At 39.4% G+C, this 20,555-nt stretch carries 19 protein-coding genes; 6 read left to right on the forward strand and 13 right to left on the reverse strand.

Annotation, left to right across the window (positions count from 1 at the left end; all coding sequences use genetic code 11):
• Nucleotides 1-5 precede the first annotated feature (5 nt).
• Complete coding sequence (locus J9318_RS13070; RefSeq protein WP_210560320.1) at nt 6-1,217, forward strand: GNAT family N-acetyltransferase; 1,212 nt, start codon at nt 6-8, stop codon at nt 1,215-1,217.
• Nucleotides 1,218-1,259: 42 nt separating this feature from the next.
• Here the strand turns inward: J9318_RS13070 and J9318_RS13075 are convergent, their stop codons facing one another.
• On the reverse strand, nt 1,260-2,156 hold the full coding sequence (locus J9318_RS13075) for a methyl-accepting chemotaxis protein (RefSeq protein WP_210560321.1): 897 nt from the start codon (nt 2,154-2,156) through the stop codon (nt 1,260-1,262).
• A gap of 339 nt (nt 2,157-2,495) precedes the next feature.
• Between J9318_RS13075 and J9318_RS13080 the strand changes: the two genes are divergently transcribed.
• Nucleotides 2,496-3,728, forward strand: a complete 1,233-nt coding sequence (locus J9318_RS13080) for an EAL and HDOD domain-containing protein (RefSeq protein ID WP_210560322.1) — start codon at nt 2,496-2,498, stop codon at nt 3,726-3,728.
• Here J9318_RS13080 and J9318_RS13085 read toward each other — a convergent pair.
• Both J9318_RS13085 and J9318_RS13090 read right to left on the reverse strand, forming a co-directional pair.
• Nucleotides 3,725-4,063 carry a ComEA family DNA-binding protein gene (locus J9318_RS13085; RefSeq protein WP_210560323.1) on the reverse strand — a complete coding sequence of 113 codons (339 nt, stop codon included), beginning with the start codon at nt 4,061-4,063 and terminating at the stop codon, nt 3,725-3,727. The two genes, J9318_RS13080 and J9318_RS13085, sit on opposite strands and share 4 nt — an antisense overlap.
• Before the next feature lie 93 nt (nt 4,064-4,156).
• Nucleotides 4,157-5,026 (reverse strand): hydrogen peroxide-inducible genes activator, encoded by an 870-nt coding sequence (locus tag J9318_RS13090; RefSeq protein ID WP_210560324.1) that lies wholly within the window; start codon nt 5,024-5,026, stop codon nt 4,157-4,159.
• A gap of 162 nt (nt 5,027-5,188) precedes the next feature.
• Here J9318_RS13090 and J9318_RS13095 point away from each other — a divergent pair, with 162 nt between their 5' ends.
• Complete coding sequence (locus J9318_RS13095) at nt 5,189-5,461, forward strand: hypothetical protein (RefSeq protein ID WP_210560325.1); 273 nt, start codon at nt 5,189-5,191, stop codon at nt 5,459-5,461.
• A 6-nt stretch (nt 5,462-5,467) separates the two neighbouring features.
• Nucleotides 5,468-5,647, forward strand: coding sequence for a DUF2970 domain-containing protein (locus J9318_RS13100; protein ID WP_210560326.1), 180 nt, complete (start codon nt 5,468-5,470; stop codon nt 5,645-5,647).
• Between the two features lie 26 nt (nt 5,648-5,673).
• Here the strand turns inward: J9318_RS13100 and J9318_RS13105 are convergent, their stop codons facing one another.
• From J9318_RS13105 to J9318_RS13145, 9 genes are all read right to left on the reverse strand, one after another.
• Nucleotides 5,674-6,501, reverse strand: a complete 828-nt coding sequence (locus tag J9318_RS13105; RefSeq protein WP_210560327.1) for a Dam family site-specific DNA-(adenine-N6)-methyltransferase — start codon at nt 6,499-6,501, stop codon at nt 5,674-5,676.
• An 8-nt stretch (nt 6,502-6,509) separates the two neighbouring features.
• Nucleotides 6,510-7,997, reverse strand: coding sequence for an AAA family ATPase (locus J9318_RS13110; protein ID WP_210560328.1), 1,488 nt, complete (start codon nt 7,995-7,997; stop codon nt 6,510-6,512).
• Nucleotides 7,994-9,061 (reverse strand): 3-dehydroquinate synthase, encoded by a 1,068-nt coding sequence (gene aroB, locus J9318_RS13115; RefSeq protein WP_210560329.1) that lies wholly within the window; start codon nt 9,059-9,061, stop codon nt 7,994-7,996. Before aroB ends, J9318_RS13110 begins: the two co-directional genes overlap by 4 nt.
• A 20-nt stretch (nt 9,062-9,081) precedes the next feature.
• On the reverse strand, nt 9,082-9,600 hold the full coding sequence (gene aroK, locus J9318_RS13120) for a shikimate kinase AroK (protein ID WP_155696334.1): 519 nt from the start codon (nt 9,598-9,600) through the stop codon (nt 9,082-9,084).
• A gap of 135 nt (nt 9,601-9,735) precedes the next feature.
• Entirely contained in the window at nt 9,736-11,796 is a 2,061-nt protein-coding gene (locus tag J9318_RS13125) for a type IV pilus secretin PilQ (RefSeq protein WP_210560330.1), read from the reverse strand.
• A gap of 30 nt (nt 11,797-11,826) precedes the next feature.
• On the reverse strand, nt 11,827-12,354 hold the full coding sequence (locus J9318_RS13130) for a pilus assembly protein PilP (protein ID WP_210560331.1): 528 nt from the start codon (nt 12,352-12,354) through the stop codon (nt 11,827-11,829).
• A complete protein-coding gene (locus J9318_RS13135; RefSeq protein ID WP_210560332.1) occupies nt 12,351-12,959 on the reverse strand; it encodes a type IV pilus inner membrane component PilO in 609 nt (202 codons plus the stop codon). The genes J9318_RS13130 and J9318_RS13135 overlap by 4 nt, the downstream gene beginning before the upstream one ends.
• Nucleotides 12,956-13,525 carry a PilN domain-containing protein gene (locus tag J9318_RS13140; RefSeq protein ID WP_210560333.1) on the reverse strand — a complete coding sequence of 190 codons (570 nt, stop codon included), beginning with the start codon at nt 13,523-13,525 and terminating at the stop codon, nt 12,956-12,958. The genes J9318_RS13135 and J9318_RS13140 overlap by 4 nt, the downstream gene beginning before the upstream one ends.
• Entirely contained in the window at nt 13,513-14,556 is a 1,044-nt protein-coding gene (locus J9318_RS13145) for a pilus assembly protein PilM (RefSeq protein ID WP_244731721.1), read from the reverse strand. The genes J9318_RS13140 and J9318_RS13145 overlap by 13 nt, the downstream gene beginning before the upstream one ends.
• Nucleotides 14,557-14,745: 189 nt before the next feature.
• On the opposite strand from J9318_RS13145, the gene J9318_RS13150 reads away from it, so the two are divergent.
• Together J9318_RS13150 and J9318_RS13155 are read left to right on the forward strand one after the other, a co-directional pair.
• Nucleotides 14,746-17,262, forward strand: a complete 2,517-nt coding sequence (locus tag J9318_RS13150; RefSeq protein ID WP_210560335.1) for a penicillin-binding protein 1A — start codon at nt 14,746-14,748, stop codon at nt 17,260-17,262.
• On the forward strand, nt 17,262-17,441 hold the full coding sequence (locus tag J9318_RS13155; protein ID WP_210560336.1) for a hypothetical protein: 180 nt from the start codon (nt 17,262-17,264) through the stop codon (nt 17,439-17,441). The genes J9318_RS13150 and J9318_RS13155 overlap by 1 nt, the downstream gene beginning before the upstream one ends.
• On the opposite strand, the gene J9318_RS13160 is transcribed toward J9318_RS13155, so the two are convergent.
• The gene (locus J9318_RS13160; protein WP_210560337.1) at nt 17,434-20,553 is read right to left on the reverse strand and encodes an efflux RND transporter permease subunit; all 3,120 of its coding nucleotides are present in this window, start codon (nt 20,551-20,553) and stop codon (nt 17,434-17,436) included. The genes J9318_RS13155 and J9318_RS13160 overlap by 8 nt on opposite strands.
• Nucleotides 20,554-20,555 lie beyond the last annotated feature (2 nt).

Genomic DNA, 20,555 nt, shown 5'->3' on the forward strand with positions numbered 1-20,555 from the left:
AATTTGTGCAAGAAGTTAAAGCTAATGAAAATTTAATATTGCCCAAATCCTGGCGTGTCTTGTCTTCAATCAACGATTTAACAGCAAATCAAAGGCATATTCTATTTGCTGGTGTGACCTGCCCTTTTCACTCTTTTGAATTTTTAGCCGCATTAGAAAATAGTGGTAGCATCGGTCAAGGTACAGGATGGATTCCAGAATATTTATTGTGCGAAGAAAGCGACGATAAATATGGTTTACTAATCGGCTATCAAAAGACTGATTCCTATGGTGAATACGTTTTTGATTGGGCATGGGCAGATGCTTTTCATCGAAATGGTATTCATTACTATCCCAAATATACTATTGGCATCCCCTTTTCTCCTATTCCTTGCCGCAAACTTATTGGCAACTTAACGCTAAGTATAAATGAAGCTTTATGCATTGCGCTCCAACACGCTGAGTCAAATCAATATTCCGGTGTTCACTTATTATTCGCAGAGGAAAAAGTAAATGTTGCGAAGAACTTTATTACCCGTAAAGGCCATCAGTTCCATTGGTTCAATAATAGGAATATCGCGAAGTTAGATTCAATTGATGAGTGTTTAATGCAAAACGAAACCAATCAATTTGAAAGCTTCACAGACTTTTTATCGATATTGACCGCTCGCAAGCGAAAAATGATTTTAAAAGAGAGAGGTAAAGTTAAAAGTCATTTTTCATTTAGTTGGAAAAGCGGCGAACAAATTACTAGTGACGAGTTAAATGCATTTTATTTGAGTTATCAAAGTACTTATATCAAACGTGGTCGTTCAGGCTATCTTTCACTTGCCTTTTTTCAAGAGATATTCAAATCATTAGCAACAAAAGTTAGACTACTCCTGTGTTTTAAAGAAGACGAAATCGTTGCAACGGCCCTTTACTTCGTAGATGAAGATACACTGTATGGGCGTTATTGGGGAGCGTTGGCGGAGTTTGATTATTTGCACTTTGAAGCTTGTTACTATCAAGGCATTGAGTATTGTATAAAACACAAAATAAAACGTTTTAACCCCGGCACTCAAGGTGAGCACAAGATCGCTCGGGGATTTAAACCGGTTGAGACAACTTCGTTGCACTCAATTTTTCTACAACCTTTTCACGACGCGATAGAACGATTTTGTAATGAGGAGTCTGTCCACAACGAGGCTTATATTAGCGCTTGTAGTGAAAGACTCCCTTATAAACTAGATTTATAAACGGCATCGTCAACAATCAATTGGCATTAAATAAAGTTCTTTTTACTTATTTTTTAACGATTCAATTAACTGAGTGCTTAACGCTAAGTTTTGCGAGGAGCCAGAAACGGTTTGCTCTGTTTCTTCTCTTATTTGCGCTAAATGATTCAGTATGTCTTGTGAGGACGTTAATTGATGCTGCACCATAGTGATAGTTTGTTCAACCGATGACTTGCTGGTTTCAGCAAGTTCCGCTAAAGCGCTAAGGCGAGATGTGGTTTCATCTGCAATGCTAACAGAGGTATCCATTAAGTTTTCAACTTCAGACTGTTTAGTAATAATGGATGAAGATATATCCATGATTTTTTTCATTTCAGTTTGAATTTGGTCTGCCGAACTATTGGCGGTATTTGCTAAAGAACGAACCTCATCTGCAACGACCGCAAAACCACGCCCATGTTCACCCGCTCGCGCGGCTTCGATGGCGGCATTTAGTGCTAACAAGTTAGTTTGTTCCGCGATACCTTTGATCGATTCAACTAAATGGTCAATATTTTTACTGTTTTCGTCTAATGACGATAATAACTGCGTGAATTCTGAGATAAAAGTTGCAGAGCTTTTAATGGTATTTACCAAACTCGCTAACTGTTCAATGGACTCTTGGCTCATTTGATAAGTTTCATTGGCACTTTCTTGAGAGCTTGAAGAGTTGATTTCTATTTCATTACTCTGGTCTAGAAACGCAGTAATTTCCTGAAATCCGGCATCTATTGAATGCAGCTTTTCTTCCGCTACCTCGTTTACACTTTTGGCAGTTTCATGAATTTTATGGGCAATTTCTAACGAGTTACTATTAGAGATACTGTCATAAGCAAGCGCTTTCTCTTTAAGTTCGTTTAATTCTCGTATACTTACCGTTGTGTGTCCGTCAGGGATAGACGGTTTCAAGAAATTCAACATTAGTGTAAACCTTTGGTTTTTTATCTAATTAAAGTGTAAAACAACAAACTGACTAACCTTAGTAGAAAATTTATTGCTATTCATTAGTAATTTTAGTTTAGACGTTATCGGACAAAATCGAAAAATCTTTATCTTTTACTAGTAACTTCGACTAATTATAGTATGTAATCAAAAAGTTATTAAAAATATATTTATGAATCTTCTAAAAATTTAAAAACAATCAAAATGAACCGCTAGCAACATGAATTTATTCATAAATAAGGTGAGTTTTTGTTAGATTACGTCTAAAATCAAACCAGCTAATGATTGAACTCCCCAACTAATTTCGGTGAATTTTTAATGTATTTTTACGCGGCGCGCCAACCCATTTTGGATGCTGACAAAAACCTTTATGCTTATGAGCTTCTTTTTCGGGACGGCGTAGACAACGTATTTCCTGATGTTGATGGAGACATGGCTACCTCAAGAATTATTGAGGGCGCGCAAATAAATTTTGGTTTAGAAGATTTAACCGACGGCAAACCTGCTTTTATCAACTTCACCCTAGAGACAATAGTCAAAAAATACCCCAGTATGATGTCTCCCAACTCGCTTGTTGTTGAACTGCTAGAGACTATTCAGCCGGGTAAAAAACTACTCGCGGAAGTTCAAAAGTTACACGAGTTAGGCTACACCATCGCACTAGATGATTATGAGCACAAACCCGTTTGGAAGCACTTTTATCCTTATATACAAATGATAAAAATTGATCTTCGTAGTATGCCTCAAAACGAAATTTTACAAGTTCTTGACGATCTTAAAGCATACCCAGAAATTATAATGCTAGCGGAAAAAGTAGAAACCCTGGAAGAATTTGAGTGGTGCAAAAGAGCCGGTTTTACTTATTTTCAAGGCTTTTTCTTTTCAAAACCTGAAATGGTAAAAACAAAAAATCTTTCACCGGCACAAATGACGTTAGCTGAATTATTATATGAAACTTCAAACGAAGACGTAAATATCCCTAAAATTACACAAGTATTTGAACGAGATATTAACCTTTCGTACAAACTGCTAAGATACGCAAATTCCGCCGCATTCTCAAGAGTTAGTGAAATATCAACGATTAAGCAAGCTATTATCGCTTTGGGTCATTTAGAGCTTAAGAAGTTTATCTCTCTGCTTTTTTCTACGCAGGTAAATAGCTCAAAGCCTGATGAACTGTTAAAAATGTCTATGGTCAGAGCGCGATTCTGTGAACAACTTGCTCTAGCAGAAAAAAGTCAGGATATAGGCAAAGCGTTTTTAACTGGAATGATGTCACTAATTGACGCAATTTTAGATGAAACAATTGAAAAGGTAATGGAACAGTTACCTTTAGCTAATGAAATCAAGGTCGCCCTAATTAATAATGAAGGTAAGTTAGCTGAATTTCTTAAACTGGCTAAAGCTTATGAGAGAGGCGATTGGGAGTCAGAGTCTGAAGCGGAAAAGGCGTTAGGTCTTGTGGGTGTGCAAGTGCCTGAGATTTACTCAAGTGCGCTAAATTGGGCGGATGAGCAAATCTCAGTACTTCAGAGCAATAGTGAACTCTAAACCTTTAATACAAGTTTAAGTTTGGCCAATGCTTTTTGGCCAATACCTTTCACTTCTATAAGCTCGTCAATTGTTTTAAACCCACCTATTTCACGTCTGTATTGAATGATAGCAGCAGCTTTTGATGGTCCTATACCTTTTACCGCAACAAGTTGCTCTGCCGTTGCTTCATTTACGTCTAGCTTTGAATTTGTAGACTGTTCCGCAACTTGTGTTTTTTGATCGATACCCTGCAACTGAACAGCTCTGTTTTCAGTAGATACTTCAGTTGAATGTACAAACTGAGCACCGAAAATACCAGCAAATATAAGCGATACAATAATTAAAATTTTCATAATTTCTCCTTGAGTGGGACTTATTTCCCACCCTAAGGTTTAACTAAGAACGTTTAATTTTCGAGTGCAGTTCAGTTCAGTTTTAAGTCCAGTTTACAGTAACTTATTATCTACCACAGCTTTAAACATAGAGCTTACAGCCACGTAAAACTCACGACGCTGACTAGTTTTTCGCCACACTAAGCTGAGGTTTCTAGCTGCATTTTCATATCGTAAAGGCTCTGAAACTAACTCAGAGTGATTCAATACGCCTGAGTTTATGGCAAGTTTTGGTAGGTACGTTTCTCCTTTATGTCCCTCAACCATAGCTAAAAGAGAATTTAGGCTACTTGCTTGAAATGGATGTATATGAGAGTTGTCAGTCAAATGACAGCCTGAAATTGCGTGATCAGATAAGCAATGCTCACTCTCCAATAAGTATATTTGTCCATTCGTGTTATCGGGATGTGAAACCTTAAAAAATGGGTCTCTAGCTAAGGTAAGCTCAACAAATTCCGTAGTGTCGTATGGTGTTGCTAACAGCACCATATCTAGTTGCCCACTGCGAAGCAGCGCTAAACTGTTCTCAGATGTGTCTTCGCGCAAAAAGAGCTTTAAGTTAGGGTAAGTTTTACTACTGTGACGGATTAGCTCAGATAACACAAACGGGGCAATTGTTGGGATAATACCAACGTGTAACTCACCTACAAACTCATCGCCATTGGAGGTAGACGTTGCAACAAGGTCTGAACTTAATTCAATTATTTTTCGCGCTTTGAGAACAACATCTTGACCTAACGCAGTGAAAACAAATGTTTTATGATCTCGCTCAACCAGTTGTGAGTCTAACTGCTCTTCCAACGCCTGAATTGCACTTGATAATGTAGATTGAGAAACAAAACACTTCTTAGCAGCCTGACCAAAATGACCAGTATCATGCAGTGCAACTAAATATTTTAGTTGTTGTAGTTTAGGCAATTTCATATGTTTACAAATCCCGTAAAATTATCTGTGCATAATAACACATATGAAAAATTAACTTTTTTCATATTTACCTCAAAAAGTTGGTGATTTATCGCACTAGTCATGTAAAGTAGCAAATTAACATTATGCTTATTACTCAAACTTGTTTAGGGAGGCAGTCAAATGATTAAACCCTTAAAATTTGTTGCCGCTTCGCTGTTTTTCGTCGGAATAGGATTATCAGTCAATGCTGACGGTATTTCGTGCCTGACTGAAAAAGAAGAAGTAACTGAGTGCTCACCTGTAGTTGTAAAAAAACCAACATGGTGGGGCTGGATTACTGACATCAATACAACACAGTTTCATTTTTTTGATTTAATAGAATTGATGTATGGTGAAGAGACCAACAAATACCCTGAGTTCTCTGACAACACCCCGAGTAAAAGCATAAGGTAATTCAATTTGAATTTAATTCAGGCGTTTAAAAGCGTAGCAGCGGCTTTCTTTGGCGTGCAAAAATCTGAGACACATAAAAAAGACTTTGCCACCGACACTCCTTTTCCTTTTATATTAGCCGGCGTTATATTAGCCGTGGGGCTGGTTTTATTACTCATCACTATCGTAAATCTGGTGCTATCTTGATCTGTTAAAACGCATGGCGTTTAAAATCAATCTGATTTAGCCGCGTAAAACGCAAAAATCTCACTGACTTTTTGTCTTCCCGCTCCATTTTGACTTATGCTTCTTGCTACCTTTACAAAACTTTGATCGCCTTGATCATATAACTTTCTCGTCAACTCAGTATCATGGTTACTTATTAAAACTGGTATATTTCTTTTAAATGCCGCTCTTTCCGCAACCTGAGCTAACTTAGCTTGTTCGTTGGCATCAAATCCACCAGTTGCGTAACTAGTGAAGTTGGCTGTGGAAGACAGAGGTGCATATGGAGGATCACAATAGATTACTGAGCCCTTACGTGCTCTAGAGAACGTCTTTTTGTAGTCTTCACAAACAAATTTTGCTTTTTTAGCCTTTTCGGAAAAAGCGAAAATTTCGTCTTCAGGAAAGTAGGGTTTGCCATAATCGCCAAATGGGACGTTAAAACCACCTTTTAAATTATAACGACACAAACCATTAAAGCCGTGGCGATTTAAATACAGGAACAACAAAGATCTTAGATAAGGATCGTTTGTTTCATTAAACTCTTTTCTAAGTCCGTAATACGCGACTTTATCGTTATTTTTAGGAACGAATAGCTTTTTTGCGTCTTTAACAAATGTAACAGGTCTAGCTTTTACATACTTATACAAAGTGATTAAATCTGGATTTACGTCGTTTAATAAGTAGTTGTCATAATCTGAGTTTAAAAATACTGAACCGGCGCCAACAAACGGCTCAATCAACTTTTTACCTTCCGGCAAACGGCTGTTTATTTGTTCTACCAAGCTATATTTTCCACCGGCCCACTTTAAAAAGGCTCTCGTTTTCTTTTTCATCTATAACTCTATTGGCTTATGGATTCATTAAATGACTTTATTTGTTGCTGTATGGCATCAACTGACTTTGCCCAAGCATTATTATCTATCTTCTTTGCTGTTTCCCTTGCTGAAGATATGGTATCAAAAACACCATAAGTCACGACTAACCAATCTGAATTATTTCTACTAATTTTATATATTCGAGTCTGAGTTGAATCTAAATTTCGGGCTTTTAAATAACTTTCTAACGTTGACTCTTGACTCACTGCAGTTAACTGCAACACGTATTTTGATGACGGTAAGCTCATCATTTGACTATTATTAATTTCATAACCTGCAACTTTTAATACTTCAATCGGAGGCAATACATCTGACGATTGTTTAGGTCCATTTTCGGGTTCGATAGTTTTGTTTTCTGTACTATCAATCGCAGCTTCAGAGACTTGAGTAAGGATTTGTGAGCCTTCATTTACCGGATTATTTTCACGATTTAGATGCTCTATACTATCAGGTGTATCTTCGGCAAAACTTGTATCAATAGGCGCAATAACCGCCTCTTTAACTGGCGTCTCTGGCTGCATCGACACTTGCAAGGCCGACACTATATCTTGCCGAGTTGCTTTATCAACGATGCCATCTTTTAGTTTAGCTTGATTTACTTGTTTCTTAACCTTAGCGCTGGACCAGTCTGAAACTATGGGCTCTGGAATAGATTTAACCGTGCTTTCTGATAACGGCTTAGGTAGCGTTTGCGAAGATGTTAAATATTGACGATAAACATATACACCAATTGCAAGAAGCAAGCTAACAAGCACTAAGCTAGACACCCAAAGCTTTAAGTTCATCTGTAAAGGGCTAACTACTTTAAAGCTGTCTGATGTATCAAAACCAAGTAGTTGAATAGGATTACCTTGAGAATTCTCAATCCATCGCTTTACTTTTGTACTATCTGCAGAGGGTAAATTTTCAAAGGACTGTTTTAATAAGGTATAGCTTTCTTTTTCATTGAAGCGTGGAATAGCCAATACACTTATCATAGCCGAAGTAATGCTAGCTAGCGTTTTTGATATTTGTTTGTCAAATGCGATTAGTACCGAAATGTTTAGACCACGCTTTTTAAACTCCGCGACAACTTGTAACAGCTCACCGACTAGCTGACCCGATAAAAAATGACCATTATCAATGGCAAGTAGTATCTGACTGTCACCAGAAAATTCTAGAAAGGCGTTTAACAATGGTTTTTCAGGATCAAATAAAACGTTTCCAAACAGCTGCTCGATAATGCGACTTCTTACTTGAATATCATTTAATGAGTTAGTAGCTGTTAAATAACATTTATTCGCGTTAGGAAGTGCTGACGTCAGTAACTCTTCAAGCAAGGTGGTTTTACCTATGCCCACAGCACCTTCCATCGCCACAATTCCCGTCTGAGCTAATAGCTCTTGAACAGTTTCCAAAAATTGAAGACGTGAAGGAGGAATATAAAAGCCGTTTGCTAATGTATTATTCGTCATTCCAGTATTTTTTGTAGTTCTTTTTCGCTGACATCTGAAACCAGTATCGCTTGACCAAGTGATTTGGGCAATATAAATCTGATCGTTTGAGATAGTACCTTTTTGTCTTTTTTCATATGCTTAAGATACGAGGCAAGGTTCATGTTGGCTGGACCTTCAACTGGTAAATTAAACAACTTTAACAAGTTAACGACTCTAGTGACGTCATCCTGAGATAACCAGCCTCGAGCTTTCGCAAGCGTTGCCGCTTGGACCATTCCTACAGCAACAGCCTCACCATGAAGCCAGTTGCCATACCCTTGCTCAGCCTCGATAGCGTGACCAAATGTATGGCCTAAATTTAATAGAGCTCTTACACCCTGCTCTTTTTCGTCTTGACTAACAATATCAGCTTTCAGTTGACAGCATTTTGCAATGACATATGACAGCACACCCTTATCTAATGACATTATGTGAGCTGCATTTGCTTCTAAATACTCAAAGAAGTCTCTATCACCTAATATGCCGTATTTTACTACTTCAGCTAACCCTGCTGATAATTCTCTTGCGGGCAAAGTTGATAGCGACTCGACATCTATAATCACCGCTTTAGGCTGATAAAAGGCCCCTATCATATTTTTACCAAGTGAGTGATTTACTGCAGTTTTGCCGCCAACAGATGAATCAACTTGGGACAATAAAGTCGTTGGTATTTGTATAAAATCGACGCCACGCATGAAGGTAGCAGCTACAAAACCGGTAATATCGCCAACAACACCACCACCTAGCGCAATTAAAGTCACATCTCGGCTAACCTGTTGCTCTAGCAAAAACGACATTATGCGCTCGTAGGTATCCAAGGTTTTATACTGTTCGCCATCTTCCATTTGAAAATAACGGACGTCATAGTTTTCGAGGGATAACGCGATAGAAGTCTTAAAAATCGGCAATACGGTTTCATTAGAAACGACGACGACTTGACGAGACTTGATATGAGGGGTGAGCAAGCTATTTAAATTATCAATACCTTGCTCAATATAAATTGGGTAGCTGTGTTCCGCCAGATTTACTGTAAGGCTTTTCATTCACAGCTCCCTAACAACGCTTAGAAATCTAATTTACTAATAATCTCGTTCGCTACCACACGAGCACTTTGCTCATCAGTTTTAACGACAATATCAGCGATTTCTTCGTAAAGCGGGTTACGCTCTTCCGCTAAACGGATTAATACGTCTCTTGCTGGCTCTTCAGTTTGAAGAAGAGGGCGACGCTTGTCTCGTTGCGTACGAGCCACTTGTTTTTCGATAGGTGTTTCTAAATACACTACTATCCCACGTGCCGATAACCTATTGCGGATTTCTTTGCTAACAACTGATCCACCGCCAGTCGCTAACACGATTCCCTGTTTTTCTGTAAGGTCGGTGATAACAGTTTCTTCACGTTGACGAAACCCTTCTTCACCTTCAATATCAAAAACCCAGGCGATATCTGCACCGGTACGACGTTCAATTTCCTGATCAGAGTCGACAAATTGTAAATGTAGTTGGTCTGCTAAGTGCCTACCAATAGTACTTTTACCTGCGCCCATAGGACCTACTAAGAAGATGTTACGTTTTTCAGCCATATTACCTAATTCAAATACATTTTTAGTGTGTTAACAAACAAGCCCAGACACAAAAAGTCGCGCCCCAAAAATAAGGCGCGAATTATCGCAAAAAAAGTAGCTAAAATGCAAGAAAGAGTTGGTGATTGGATGTTTTTATAACGCATCCGTCACAATTTTAGGTGTTACGAAAATTAGTAACTCTCTCTTTTCGTTGAAGGATGTGTCCGTCCTAAATACTCTTCCAATGAATGGTATATCACCTAATAATGGCACTTTACTAACACTATTAATTACTTGTTGTTGATAAATGCCACCTAATACGATGGTTTCACCATTTCGAGCTGTAACCTGAGTTTGTAGTTGTTGAGTGTCAATTGCTACCGCAGGACCAGTTGGTGTAGATACTGTATCACCACGAGCATTTTGAGTTATGTTTAAATCTAAAATAACGCTGTTATCTGGCGTAATTTGAGGTGTCACTTCTAAACTTAGCACAGCTTTTTTAAATGACACGGAAGTTGCACCACTTGATGCAGCTTGAACATAAGGGATCTCTGTACCCTGTTCAATTCGAGACATACGCTGATTTGATGCTGTAATTCTTGGTGTCGCAACGATTTCGCCTTTATTCTCACGTTCTAATGCTGACAATTCTAAATCAAGCAGAGTGCCATCAGCTAAGCGAGCAATTTGAACGGCGATACTACCTGCAGGGCTTGCAACAGGCAAGTTAACATTAAGACGTGGACCTGCATCAGAGCCTATAGAACCAACTCTAGTTTGACGAGCCCCTTCTAACGAGCCTGACACACCGGTAGCGCCATTACCGTCAGAACTATTCCCTGAGATTCCCCAACGGATACCTAACTGCTCATCGATATTATCACGAATTGTTACCATACGCGCTTCTATCAAAACCTGTTTGATAGGGATATCTAGTGTCTTAACCGCTTTTTTAACGGTCTCAATACCACTTGCTGTATCTTTAACAAGCAATGTATTAGTGCGGGCATCAACTGAAACTTGACCTCTAGGTGTCAAAATCGAAGTACCTTCTGACTTTAATAACGAAGCTATTTCAGCTGCCTTTGCATAATTAATTTGGATAAATTCAGATACAAGAACTTCGAATTCTTCTACCTTTTTCTTAGCTTCTAATTCTCTAGCCTCGCGTGCTGCTAACTCATCAGATGGCGCGACCATGAGAACATTACCTTCCATACGTTTATCTAAGCCTTTGGTGCGAAGCACGATATCAAGCGCTTGGTCCCAAGGTACACTATTTAAACGAAGCGTTAACGTGCCAGAGACGGTATCTGATACCACTAAATTGAAACCATTAAAATCTGCAATAATTTGCAATACAGTTCTAATTGGTAAGTCTTGGAAGTTCAAGGACATAGGTTGGCCTTGATACTCAGAGCCGCCAGCAAGTGTGCCTTGTTGTTCTGGCGCTTTGTTTACTGTTAACGTAAAAATGTTATCTAATTGTTGAAAATCGTATTCAAAATCACCTTCAACATCTATTACTAGCTGGCTATTATTGCCATTTTGGAATGTTTCCAAACCTGTAACAATAGTTCCAAAGTCAACTACATCCATTTTATATAAAAGATCTGTCAGGATGTCGGTGTTGTGAAATTGGATAAATATTTGTTGTTCTTTTGACGTAACGTCAACTGCAGCCATATTGTCTCTTAGGAAGACTAATACTCTACCTTCTGTAGCTGAATTAACTTCTGCGCCTCGTCTAAAGTCAAGGGCTTGAATTCGGTTAATTAGCTCTATGTTTGTGTCGTTATTAGACTGAGCTTCTGTAGTCGCGTTGTCAGATACTCGAATAAAAAACTTGTTTCCTTCGACCCTAGACTTATACAACTTTAGGTAGTCTAAAAGAATACTAACCAGTACGCCGTTATCTTGACGTTGTGTTTCAATATTGATAACACCTTCTTTTTGAATAAGAATATTTACTAAGCTTTCATCAAAATCCGTTTCTTCAAAAAATAGTTCTATTCGCGCAGGCTCATTAAATACCTGAATACTTGGGTCTGAATATAGATTTTCATCAAAAACAAACTCCAACTCGGTTTCGCCTTTTACGATAGGTGAGTATCTAATATCGTACAAAAGCGGCACTGACGCAGCGGTAAAAGTCAAAAATAGCGCAAAAAATGCCGTCAATACTTTATAAAACTTAACGTTACTTTTCATTGTATTTAGCAATCCATATTCTTATTAGTTTTATTCATTTGCCGAACTATCGGCTAACTGTACACGAGCAGTACGTTCTTTCCAGCAACCAGCGCCGTCCGGAATCAACTCTACAAGTACAACTCGGTTATCATTTACCGACGTAATACGGCCATTAAAGAGGCCAACAAAGTTCCCTTCTGTCACGCGGTGTAACGACCCATCTGAAGCTTGAATTAGTGCCCAAACTTCTTTATCTGTGCCTAGAGTACCCCTCATACTCAAATTGTCCAACGCAAATTTTTCTAGGGGCTGCTTGCGGCGGCGAGGATCTGGCGCCAAGCAGTTTTGTGCTGGTTCGTAGTTATCTTGAATTACTTCAGGTGATGGTAAATCAAATGGACTACGTGAGGACGTCATTGAGTATTCAATATGCTGAAATTCATTAACAGCGGGAATCGGTTCAATTTTTACCGGTGTTCCACTCTTAATTTTATTCATATATTGCTGAATATCTGAAACATCATCGTAACAACCGACTAACGTAAGAGAAAGAAGAATAACGACTAAACGGATCATTTTTCTGCCTCCTTGTAACGGTATGTTTTAGCAACAACATTTAAACGAAGTTTGTCATTATTAGCTTCGGTAATTGTAAAATCATGGAGGGTTACAATTCGCGGTAAAGCCGCTACCTGGCTAACAAACTGTCCAAATTCATGATAATCACCTAACACTTCAATTTGAATTGGAAGCTCAGTATAAAATTGTTTTTCAACTTCAGGTAACCAGTTAATTTTAATAAAAGACAGGCCCGATGTTGTACCAACATAGGTAATATCATCTAATAAACCAGGTGTTTCATGTGACGTAGGAAGCCTTTTTAATAATAATGAGAACTTGCCTTCCATGTCGACCATTTGTTTTTTATATGAGTCTAAATTAACAGCAGCACCATATTTAATACGGTAGTTGTTTTTTAATTGCACTTCCTGCAATTTTGCGTTGTCTAGCGCATCGACCTTGCTACTGACTAGTAGCATGTAACTTGCGATAGCAACAGCAATAGCAACAAATGCGGCCATTGCTATCTTGGCAGGCTTAGGCCATGACCCCATATTTTCGAAATCGATATCATTGATATCAAAGTCAGAGAAGTCAAAATTGAATTTATCTAGATTCATTTTTTCTTCTCCTCAGTTTCTGGCACATATTTCTTAACTGAAACAGTCATGGTGAAATCGCTAAGTAAGGCGGTGTCTTTTTCTCCGGCAATAATAGAATCAAGATCCGCAGCTTCCAGTAATTCTGAACGCTCAATATTTCTCATCATGTTTGATAAGCGGTTATTTGATTCGCTTTTGCCATTAATTAAAAGTGATGGCCCTTTTTTCTCTATTTTTGTTAAATATATACCTGTCGGAACCATTCCTGCTACTTCATTAAATATTTCTGTACCTAGGTTTCGACTTTCTTGAAGCTGTTCTATCAGCGCTATACGCTTGTTAAGATCACTCTTCTTATCATTCAAGTTTCGAATTTCATTAATACGTTGAGTGAGTATTGAAATTTCGCTTTGAAGATAATTATTTCTATATTCCTGACCCTCTAGTCGCTGACCATAATATATAGATAATAAAAACAATAAAAAAATGACGACTGCGGATATCGCCCCTAATATCGCAAGAAACTGTTGTTGCAGTTCTTTACGTGCGGTCTCTCGCCATGGCAATAAATTTATATATGGCATTCTGAAAAGCTCCTTAATGCTAAACCTGTCGCAATCATTAACTGTGACTGCACAAGTTCAATGTCTTCAGAATCTAATTCAGCCGCGATTTCTAGTTCAGCAAAAGGCTTGGCTACAACGGTATGAATTCCTAACTCATCGATAAGGAGTCTATCTAAACCTGATATCAAAGACGTACCACCTGATAAAACAATGTAATCAACATTATCTTTCTCACTTGTGTTCAAAAACATTTGAATAGAGCGGCGGATCTGTTGTAACAATGCGGTTTGAAATGGGGCTAATACTTCAAAAGTATAGTTTGGCGGCAAATCACCATTTACTTTCGCTTTTTCAGACTCTTCAAAAGAACGGCCATAGTAGGAAACAATTGAATTAGTAAATTGTTCTCCACCAAAAACCTGATCACGAGTATAAAGAGAGCGTTCACCTTGGATAATGCTAAGCAGGGTAATTTGAGCGCCTACATCTACAAATGCAACGACTTTTTCATTGGCGTCGTCAGGCAGTTGACCAATACATAATTGTCCAGCTCGGCTCAAAGCATAGCTTTCAACATCAAGCACCTTAGGTTCAAAACCACCTTCGGATACGGCGAGTGAACGTGCTTCTATGTTTTCAGTACGCGCGGCACTGAGCAATATATCGATTTTTGATGGGTCTGCTCGGTTCACGTCAATCTTTTCAAAGTCGAGACTAACTTCATCAAGCGGATATGGAATAAGTGAATCAGCTTCAATTTCAATTTGGCTCTCTAATTCAGAGTCAGAAAGCGTAACATCCATATAGATGATTTTAGTGATCACGCTAGATCCTGAAATAGCTACCGCTGCATATTTCACTGATTTTGGAATATGCTTTCTAATTTTGCTGATAACTCTAGCGACGGTTTCAATATCTTGAATTTCGCTATCCTTAATCATTCCCTTTGGCATAGCTTCGACAAGGGCTTCCTCTACTCTATAAACGCCGTGTTGTTCCGATAACAATACTGCTTTTACCGAGTGCGAACCAATATCAATCCCAACCATATAGGGAACACTTTTTGTAAATAACTTCCTAATTGTGTCTAACATGTCAAGTCACTGAGCTGCCTGTTATTTATCCTACAAACTAAAGATTAGACTTTTTTTGAGTGAATAAAAAGCCTTTTCTATCATCCTGTTCCGGTTATACTAGCTACATTATCCTTATAGCAGAATTTTTTCTAGGTTTATTCAATGAGTTGGCTCAAAAAATTAGTAACGTTAATGATTTTTGGAACGTTGCTATCTGTTTTCTTGATAGTTGCGTTTTATTTTTATGTAAAAGACGACTTACCAAATGAAGATTCTATTCGCGACGTCCGCTTTCAAATTCCGATGAGAGTTTACACTGCTGAAGGCGAGTTAATTTCCCAATTTGGTGAAAAAAGACGAGATCCCGTTTTATATTCAGAAATTCCACAAGCGCTTAAAGACGCAATCATTGCCACCGAAGACTCTCGTTTTTATGATCACTTTGGTATTGATCCAATTGGCGTTGTTCGCTCGGCACTCGTTGTCATTTCAACCGGTCGCAAAGCGCAAGGTGCCAGTACTATTACGATGCAATTAGCTCGAAATGTCTTTTTATCGTTAGATAAGCGCTGGATGCGTAAAATCAAAGAAATATATATTGCTCTGCATATTGAGCAAATCATGAGTAAAGAAGAAATTCTGACCTTGTACTTAAATAAGATCCCGTTTGGAAATCGTGCGTTTGGTATCGGAGCTGCTGCGCAAGTTTATTACGGAAAAGATATTAGCGAGCTGACATTACCACAATTAGCCATGATTGCAGGTATTCCCAAAGCCACAACTCGATATAACCCAATACGTAATCCAGATTTAGCAAAATGGCGCCGAAACGTTGTACTAGGTCGAATGTTTGCTGTTGGTGCCATTGATGAACAAACCTATGAAGAAGCCAAACAAGCCCCTATAACAGCAAAACTTCACGGCGCAAAAATTACAGCACCCGCTCCGTATGTCGCCGAACAAGTTCGTAAAGAAATGGTCGACCGGTATGGATTAGAAAAAGCGTACACGGAAGGGTTTAACGTATACACGACTATTAATGGTGACGCTCAAATTGCCGCTCGTAAAGCAGTTCGTAACAATATCCATAGTTACGATGAGCGTCATGGCTACAGAGGACCTACTCGATTTCTTTGGGACTCGGAAAATATAGACTCTACTTCTGAACAAAATGCAGCTTGGGATAGCGACAAAATCGTAAATTACTTATCTAGAATAAAAGATTACGGCGATGTCATTCCTGCCGTTGTCACTAATGTCATGGATAACTCTGTTTATGTTTTAGCAAAAGGTGGCAAAGTCGAAGTTTTAGATTGGGATAATTTGAAATGGGCAAGACCATATATTAATGATAACAAACAAGGCGATGCACCAGAATTTGCTGCTCAAATACTTAAAGAGGGCTCGTTGATTTGGCTACGTCAAAATGACGACTTAAGCTATCGACTGAGCCAAAAACCACTGGTGAGTAGTTCATTAGTGGCGATGAATCCAAATAATGGCGACGTAATAGCGTTAGTAGGCGGTTACGACTTTGCTCACAACCAGTACAACCGAATTACTCAAGCCAAACGCCAGATTGGCTCTAACATAAAGCCCTTCGTTTATTCAGGCGCTATAGAGAACGGCACCACACTAGCGACGTTAATCAACGACGCGCCTATTACTAAGTGGGAGCGAAATAGTGTGTGGCGACCAGCCAACTCTCCAGAGACATATAACGGGCCAACAAGAGTAAGACGTGGCTTAGCGGAGTCGAAAAACGTAATGGCGGTTCGCGTGATGAGAACCTTAGGCGTTGATAAAACGGTCGAATTTTTAACCCGATTTGGTTTTGCTAAAAGTGACTTGCCGGAAAACGAGACTATATCTTTGGGATCTGCGGCTCTAACGCCATTATCCGTTGTGACAGGTATTAGTACCTTTGCTAACGGTGGTTTTTTAGTTGAACCTAATCTAATCGAGCGCATAGAAACCGTTTCTGGTGAAGTAGTTTACCAAGCAACTAAAATGGTCGCTAATTTGGATGATAATGAATTAACCAATATGAATATCGATATGACCGAGCCAAACCCACAACCACGTAATGAGATGGCTGCTCCTAGGGTAATATCCACTGAGAATGCATTTTTAATTTCTGAGGCCTTAAATAGCTCTATTTGGGGTGGTGGTACTTGGTCTAAAGGAAATGGCTGGAATGGCACGTCATGGCGAGCTCAAAAGCTTAAACGTCGAGACTTTAGTGGCAAAACCGGTACAACCAATGATGCCGCAGACACCTGGTTCACTGGCTTTAACGACTCTATCGTTGCCACAACTTGGGTAGGTTTTGACGCACCAGGACGAGCGCTTGGCCGTACATCGTTTAATGCAAATTTGAGTAATGACGAACAAGAGTCCGGTGCAGAAGCTGGTGCGGTTACTGCGTTACCGGGCTGGATAGACTTTATATCGCAAATATCAGATAGCATCCCTGTTGCTAAACGAGAGATCCCAGAAGGCATTGTTTCCGTAAGAATTGACAGAAAAACAGGTCTGTTATCAAGAAAAACAGACCATACCACAGAGTTTGAGTATTTTATTAAAGGTACTGAACCAACTAAATACGTAGATGAGTTTTCACCTATTACCATTGATGAAGAAAAAGACATCATTGATGAAGAAGAAGGGATATTTTGATGATTAAGTTTTTCTTTTTTATACCGCTGTTATTAAGCCTTGTTTGGTGGCAATACCTGCGTATGAATGACTGGACAATAGAGCAAGGGAAACGAGGCTTTTATTATATTATTGCCTTTTCCGTTGCCCTTGCCGTATTTTTTGGTCTTATGTATGGTTTAAATCACTATATCAATTAACATTCGTCGCCATACTTGTTGGCTTGGTGCGCAAGGCGATTCTAACTCGCTCACCAAGCGCCAATAAACAAGGTGTTAAAACTAAGGTCAGCACGGTCGCAAACGTTAATCCCCCGGCGACGGCAATGGAAAGTTGCGACCACCATTGCGTTGATGGACCCCCAAACTCCATTACCCTATTGACTAAATCAATATTCATTTCCAACACCATAGGCATCAGACCTAATACCGTTGTTATTGTTGTTAACATTACAGGTCGCAAACGTTGAGCACCGGTTCGCAAAATAGCTTCTGTGTACTTCAAGCCCTGCTTGCGCAACACATTATATGTATCAATTAATACAATGTTGTTGTTCACAACAATACCGGCGAGCGATATTACCCCAATGCCGGACATTACAATACCAAATGGTTTTTGTACGATTAACAAACCTAAAAAGACACCAACTGTTGAAAATACGACTGCACTTAAAATTAATGCGGCTTGATAGAAACTATTAAATTGTGTGACCAAAATTATCGCCATTACAAATAATGCAACCATAAAGGCATTTTGCAGAAAGACTTGCGACTCTTCCTGATCTTCGTTTTCGCCTCTTACTTTTACCGCGATATTCGGACTCAAGCCTAATTGCGGTAACTTTTCTGTCAAAATAGGCAGTTGCTGCGACAATAATACGCCCGGTGCCATATCGGCAGCTATTTGTACGACTCTTCTACCATCTACGCGTCGGATAACATCAACCTTTGGCACGGCTTTTTGTTCAACAAAGTTACTGACAGGGACCATTCCTGATTGAGTTTTCACTCGAACGGATTCTAGTTGACCAATATTTCGTTTTTGTTCGGGATATCGAACACGAATGTCTAATTCATCGTCGACATCATCAGGCCGATATTCACCAATTTTTAAACCATTTGTTACCATAGAAATAGTACTGCCTAGCAAGGTTGCATCAGCACCAAAACGTGCTGCATTGCTGCGATCAATGATTAATTGCCATTCAATGCCATCTTTGTCCGCTGTATCTGACAGGTTGATAAAATTACCATTTTCTTCAAGCGCAGTCCGAATAGTGCGAACAGCATCATTTAATTCATCAGGAAATCGCGAACTAAGTTCTAGGACTAAAGCTTTACCACCACTTGGTCCATTTTCATCTTTTCGTACCTCTACTTCTACGCCTGCAATATCTTTAGTTAGCTCGTGTACGTCTTCGATAATTTCATTCGCTTTTCGGCGTAATTGCCAATCCACTAAGTTCATTCTCATATAACCAACTTGATCACTTCCGCCAGTACGAGCATACAACGTCTCAATTTCATCAAGAGTGACCAGGCGTCTTTCAATTTGCTGCATGATTTGGTCTTTCTCATATATTGATAAGTCACCATGTGAGCGAACAACAATACTTGCGCCCTCAGGCTCAACATCAGGAAAATACTCAGATCCTAAACCACTAAAATTAAACGCTGTGAAAACTGTCACTGCAATCACGATTGAAACAGCTAAACTTTTCAGTGGATTAGTAATCGCCTTTTCTAAAAAGCGAACGTACTTGCCAGTAAAGCCATCCAAAGTTCGAATATCGCCATCTTCCGCTTGTAGCAATTGTTCTTTTGTCTCTTTTGAAACGGGACGAACTTTACCGATAAGCGTGCCCATTGCTGGCACAAAAATTAATGCCATTACAAGTGAGGCCGTCAATACGGCAATAAGAGTAATGGGCAAATACTTCATAAACTCGCCCATTATTCCTGGCCAGAATATTAAAGGCGCAAACGCTGCTAACGTTGTAGCTGTTGAGGCTATGATTGGCCAAGCCATTCTCTTAGATGCAAGGCGATAGGCCTCCCGCTTGGTCTTCCCTTCACTCATCATCCTGTCGGCAAATTCAGTAACTACTATCGCGCCATCAACCAACATGCCAACCGCCATAATGAGTGAAAATAACACCACTATGTTGACCGTCATACCCATCAAAGAAATGACTAATATTCCCGTCAAAAACGACCCTGGAATAGCGATTCCGACTAACGTCGCAGAGCGAACGCCTAACGTGGCAATAATAACAATGACGACGAGTAACACGGCTGAGAGAACATTGTTTTGTAAGTCAGTAAGCATTTTTTCCACATCTTTTGATCGATCGCCTGTATAGGTCACCTCTATATGTTCAGGCCACATTGATTGGCCCGTAGCGACTATTGCCTTGACCTTGTCTATTGTTTCGATGATGTTCTCACCGGGGCGTTTTTTTATTTCTAATGAAACCGAAGGGTGATTATTTAATCTCGCAAAGCTACTAGGGTCTTTGTATGAACGACGAACCGATGCAACATCACCGAAGGTAATTACTCTATCACCCACGACTTTAATCGGTTGTTCATATACATCTTTTACTGTCTCGTAAACAGAAGGGACTTTTACTGCAAAACGCCCTGCGCCGGTATCTAAGGTACCTGCCGCAACCAGACGGTTATTTCTTTGTAATAAATTGAGGATATCGTTTTGGTCTAAGCCATAGCTCTCCATCAGTAAAGGATCTACAACAATTTCTACAATATCTTCGCGGTCGCCACCAACCTCAACTTCTAAGACTTCACTTAATCCCTCAATTTCATCTTTTAACGCTCGAGCAACGGTCACCAAACCTCGTTCTGGCACTGGCCCGGACAGCACGATGGTAATGACGGGTTGCTCGTCCGCCATGCTTACTTGTTTAACCACCGGCTCTTCCGAGTCTGCTGGTAACTTGGCTTTAGCAATGGTTACTTTGTCACGAACATCAGCGATCGCGTCTTTAGGATCAAAACCAGCAACAAACTCTATTTGCACCGAGCCATACCCTTCACTGGCTGTTGAGGTCATTTCTTTAACGCCTTCGAGTGACCGCAGCTCAATCTCCATTGGCCTGATTAACATTCGTTCAGCGTCCTCAGGGGAAATGCCATCGTGTACTATAGAAACATAGATAATAGGAATAGTGATGTCTGGATCAGACTCTTTAGGAATGTTCTTGTAAGTAATTGCACCTGATATAAGTAGCAATAAAAAGATCATCAAAACGGTACGAGTGCGGTCTAGCGCAGCGTCAATAATTCCTCGCATGA

It is taken from the genome of Psychrosphaera aestuarii, assembly GCF_017948405.1.
Taxonomy (GTDB): Bacteria; Pseudomonadota; Gammaproteobacteria; order Enterobacterales; family Alteromonadaceae; genus Psychrosphaera; species Psychrosphaera aestuarii.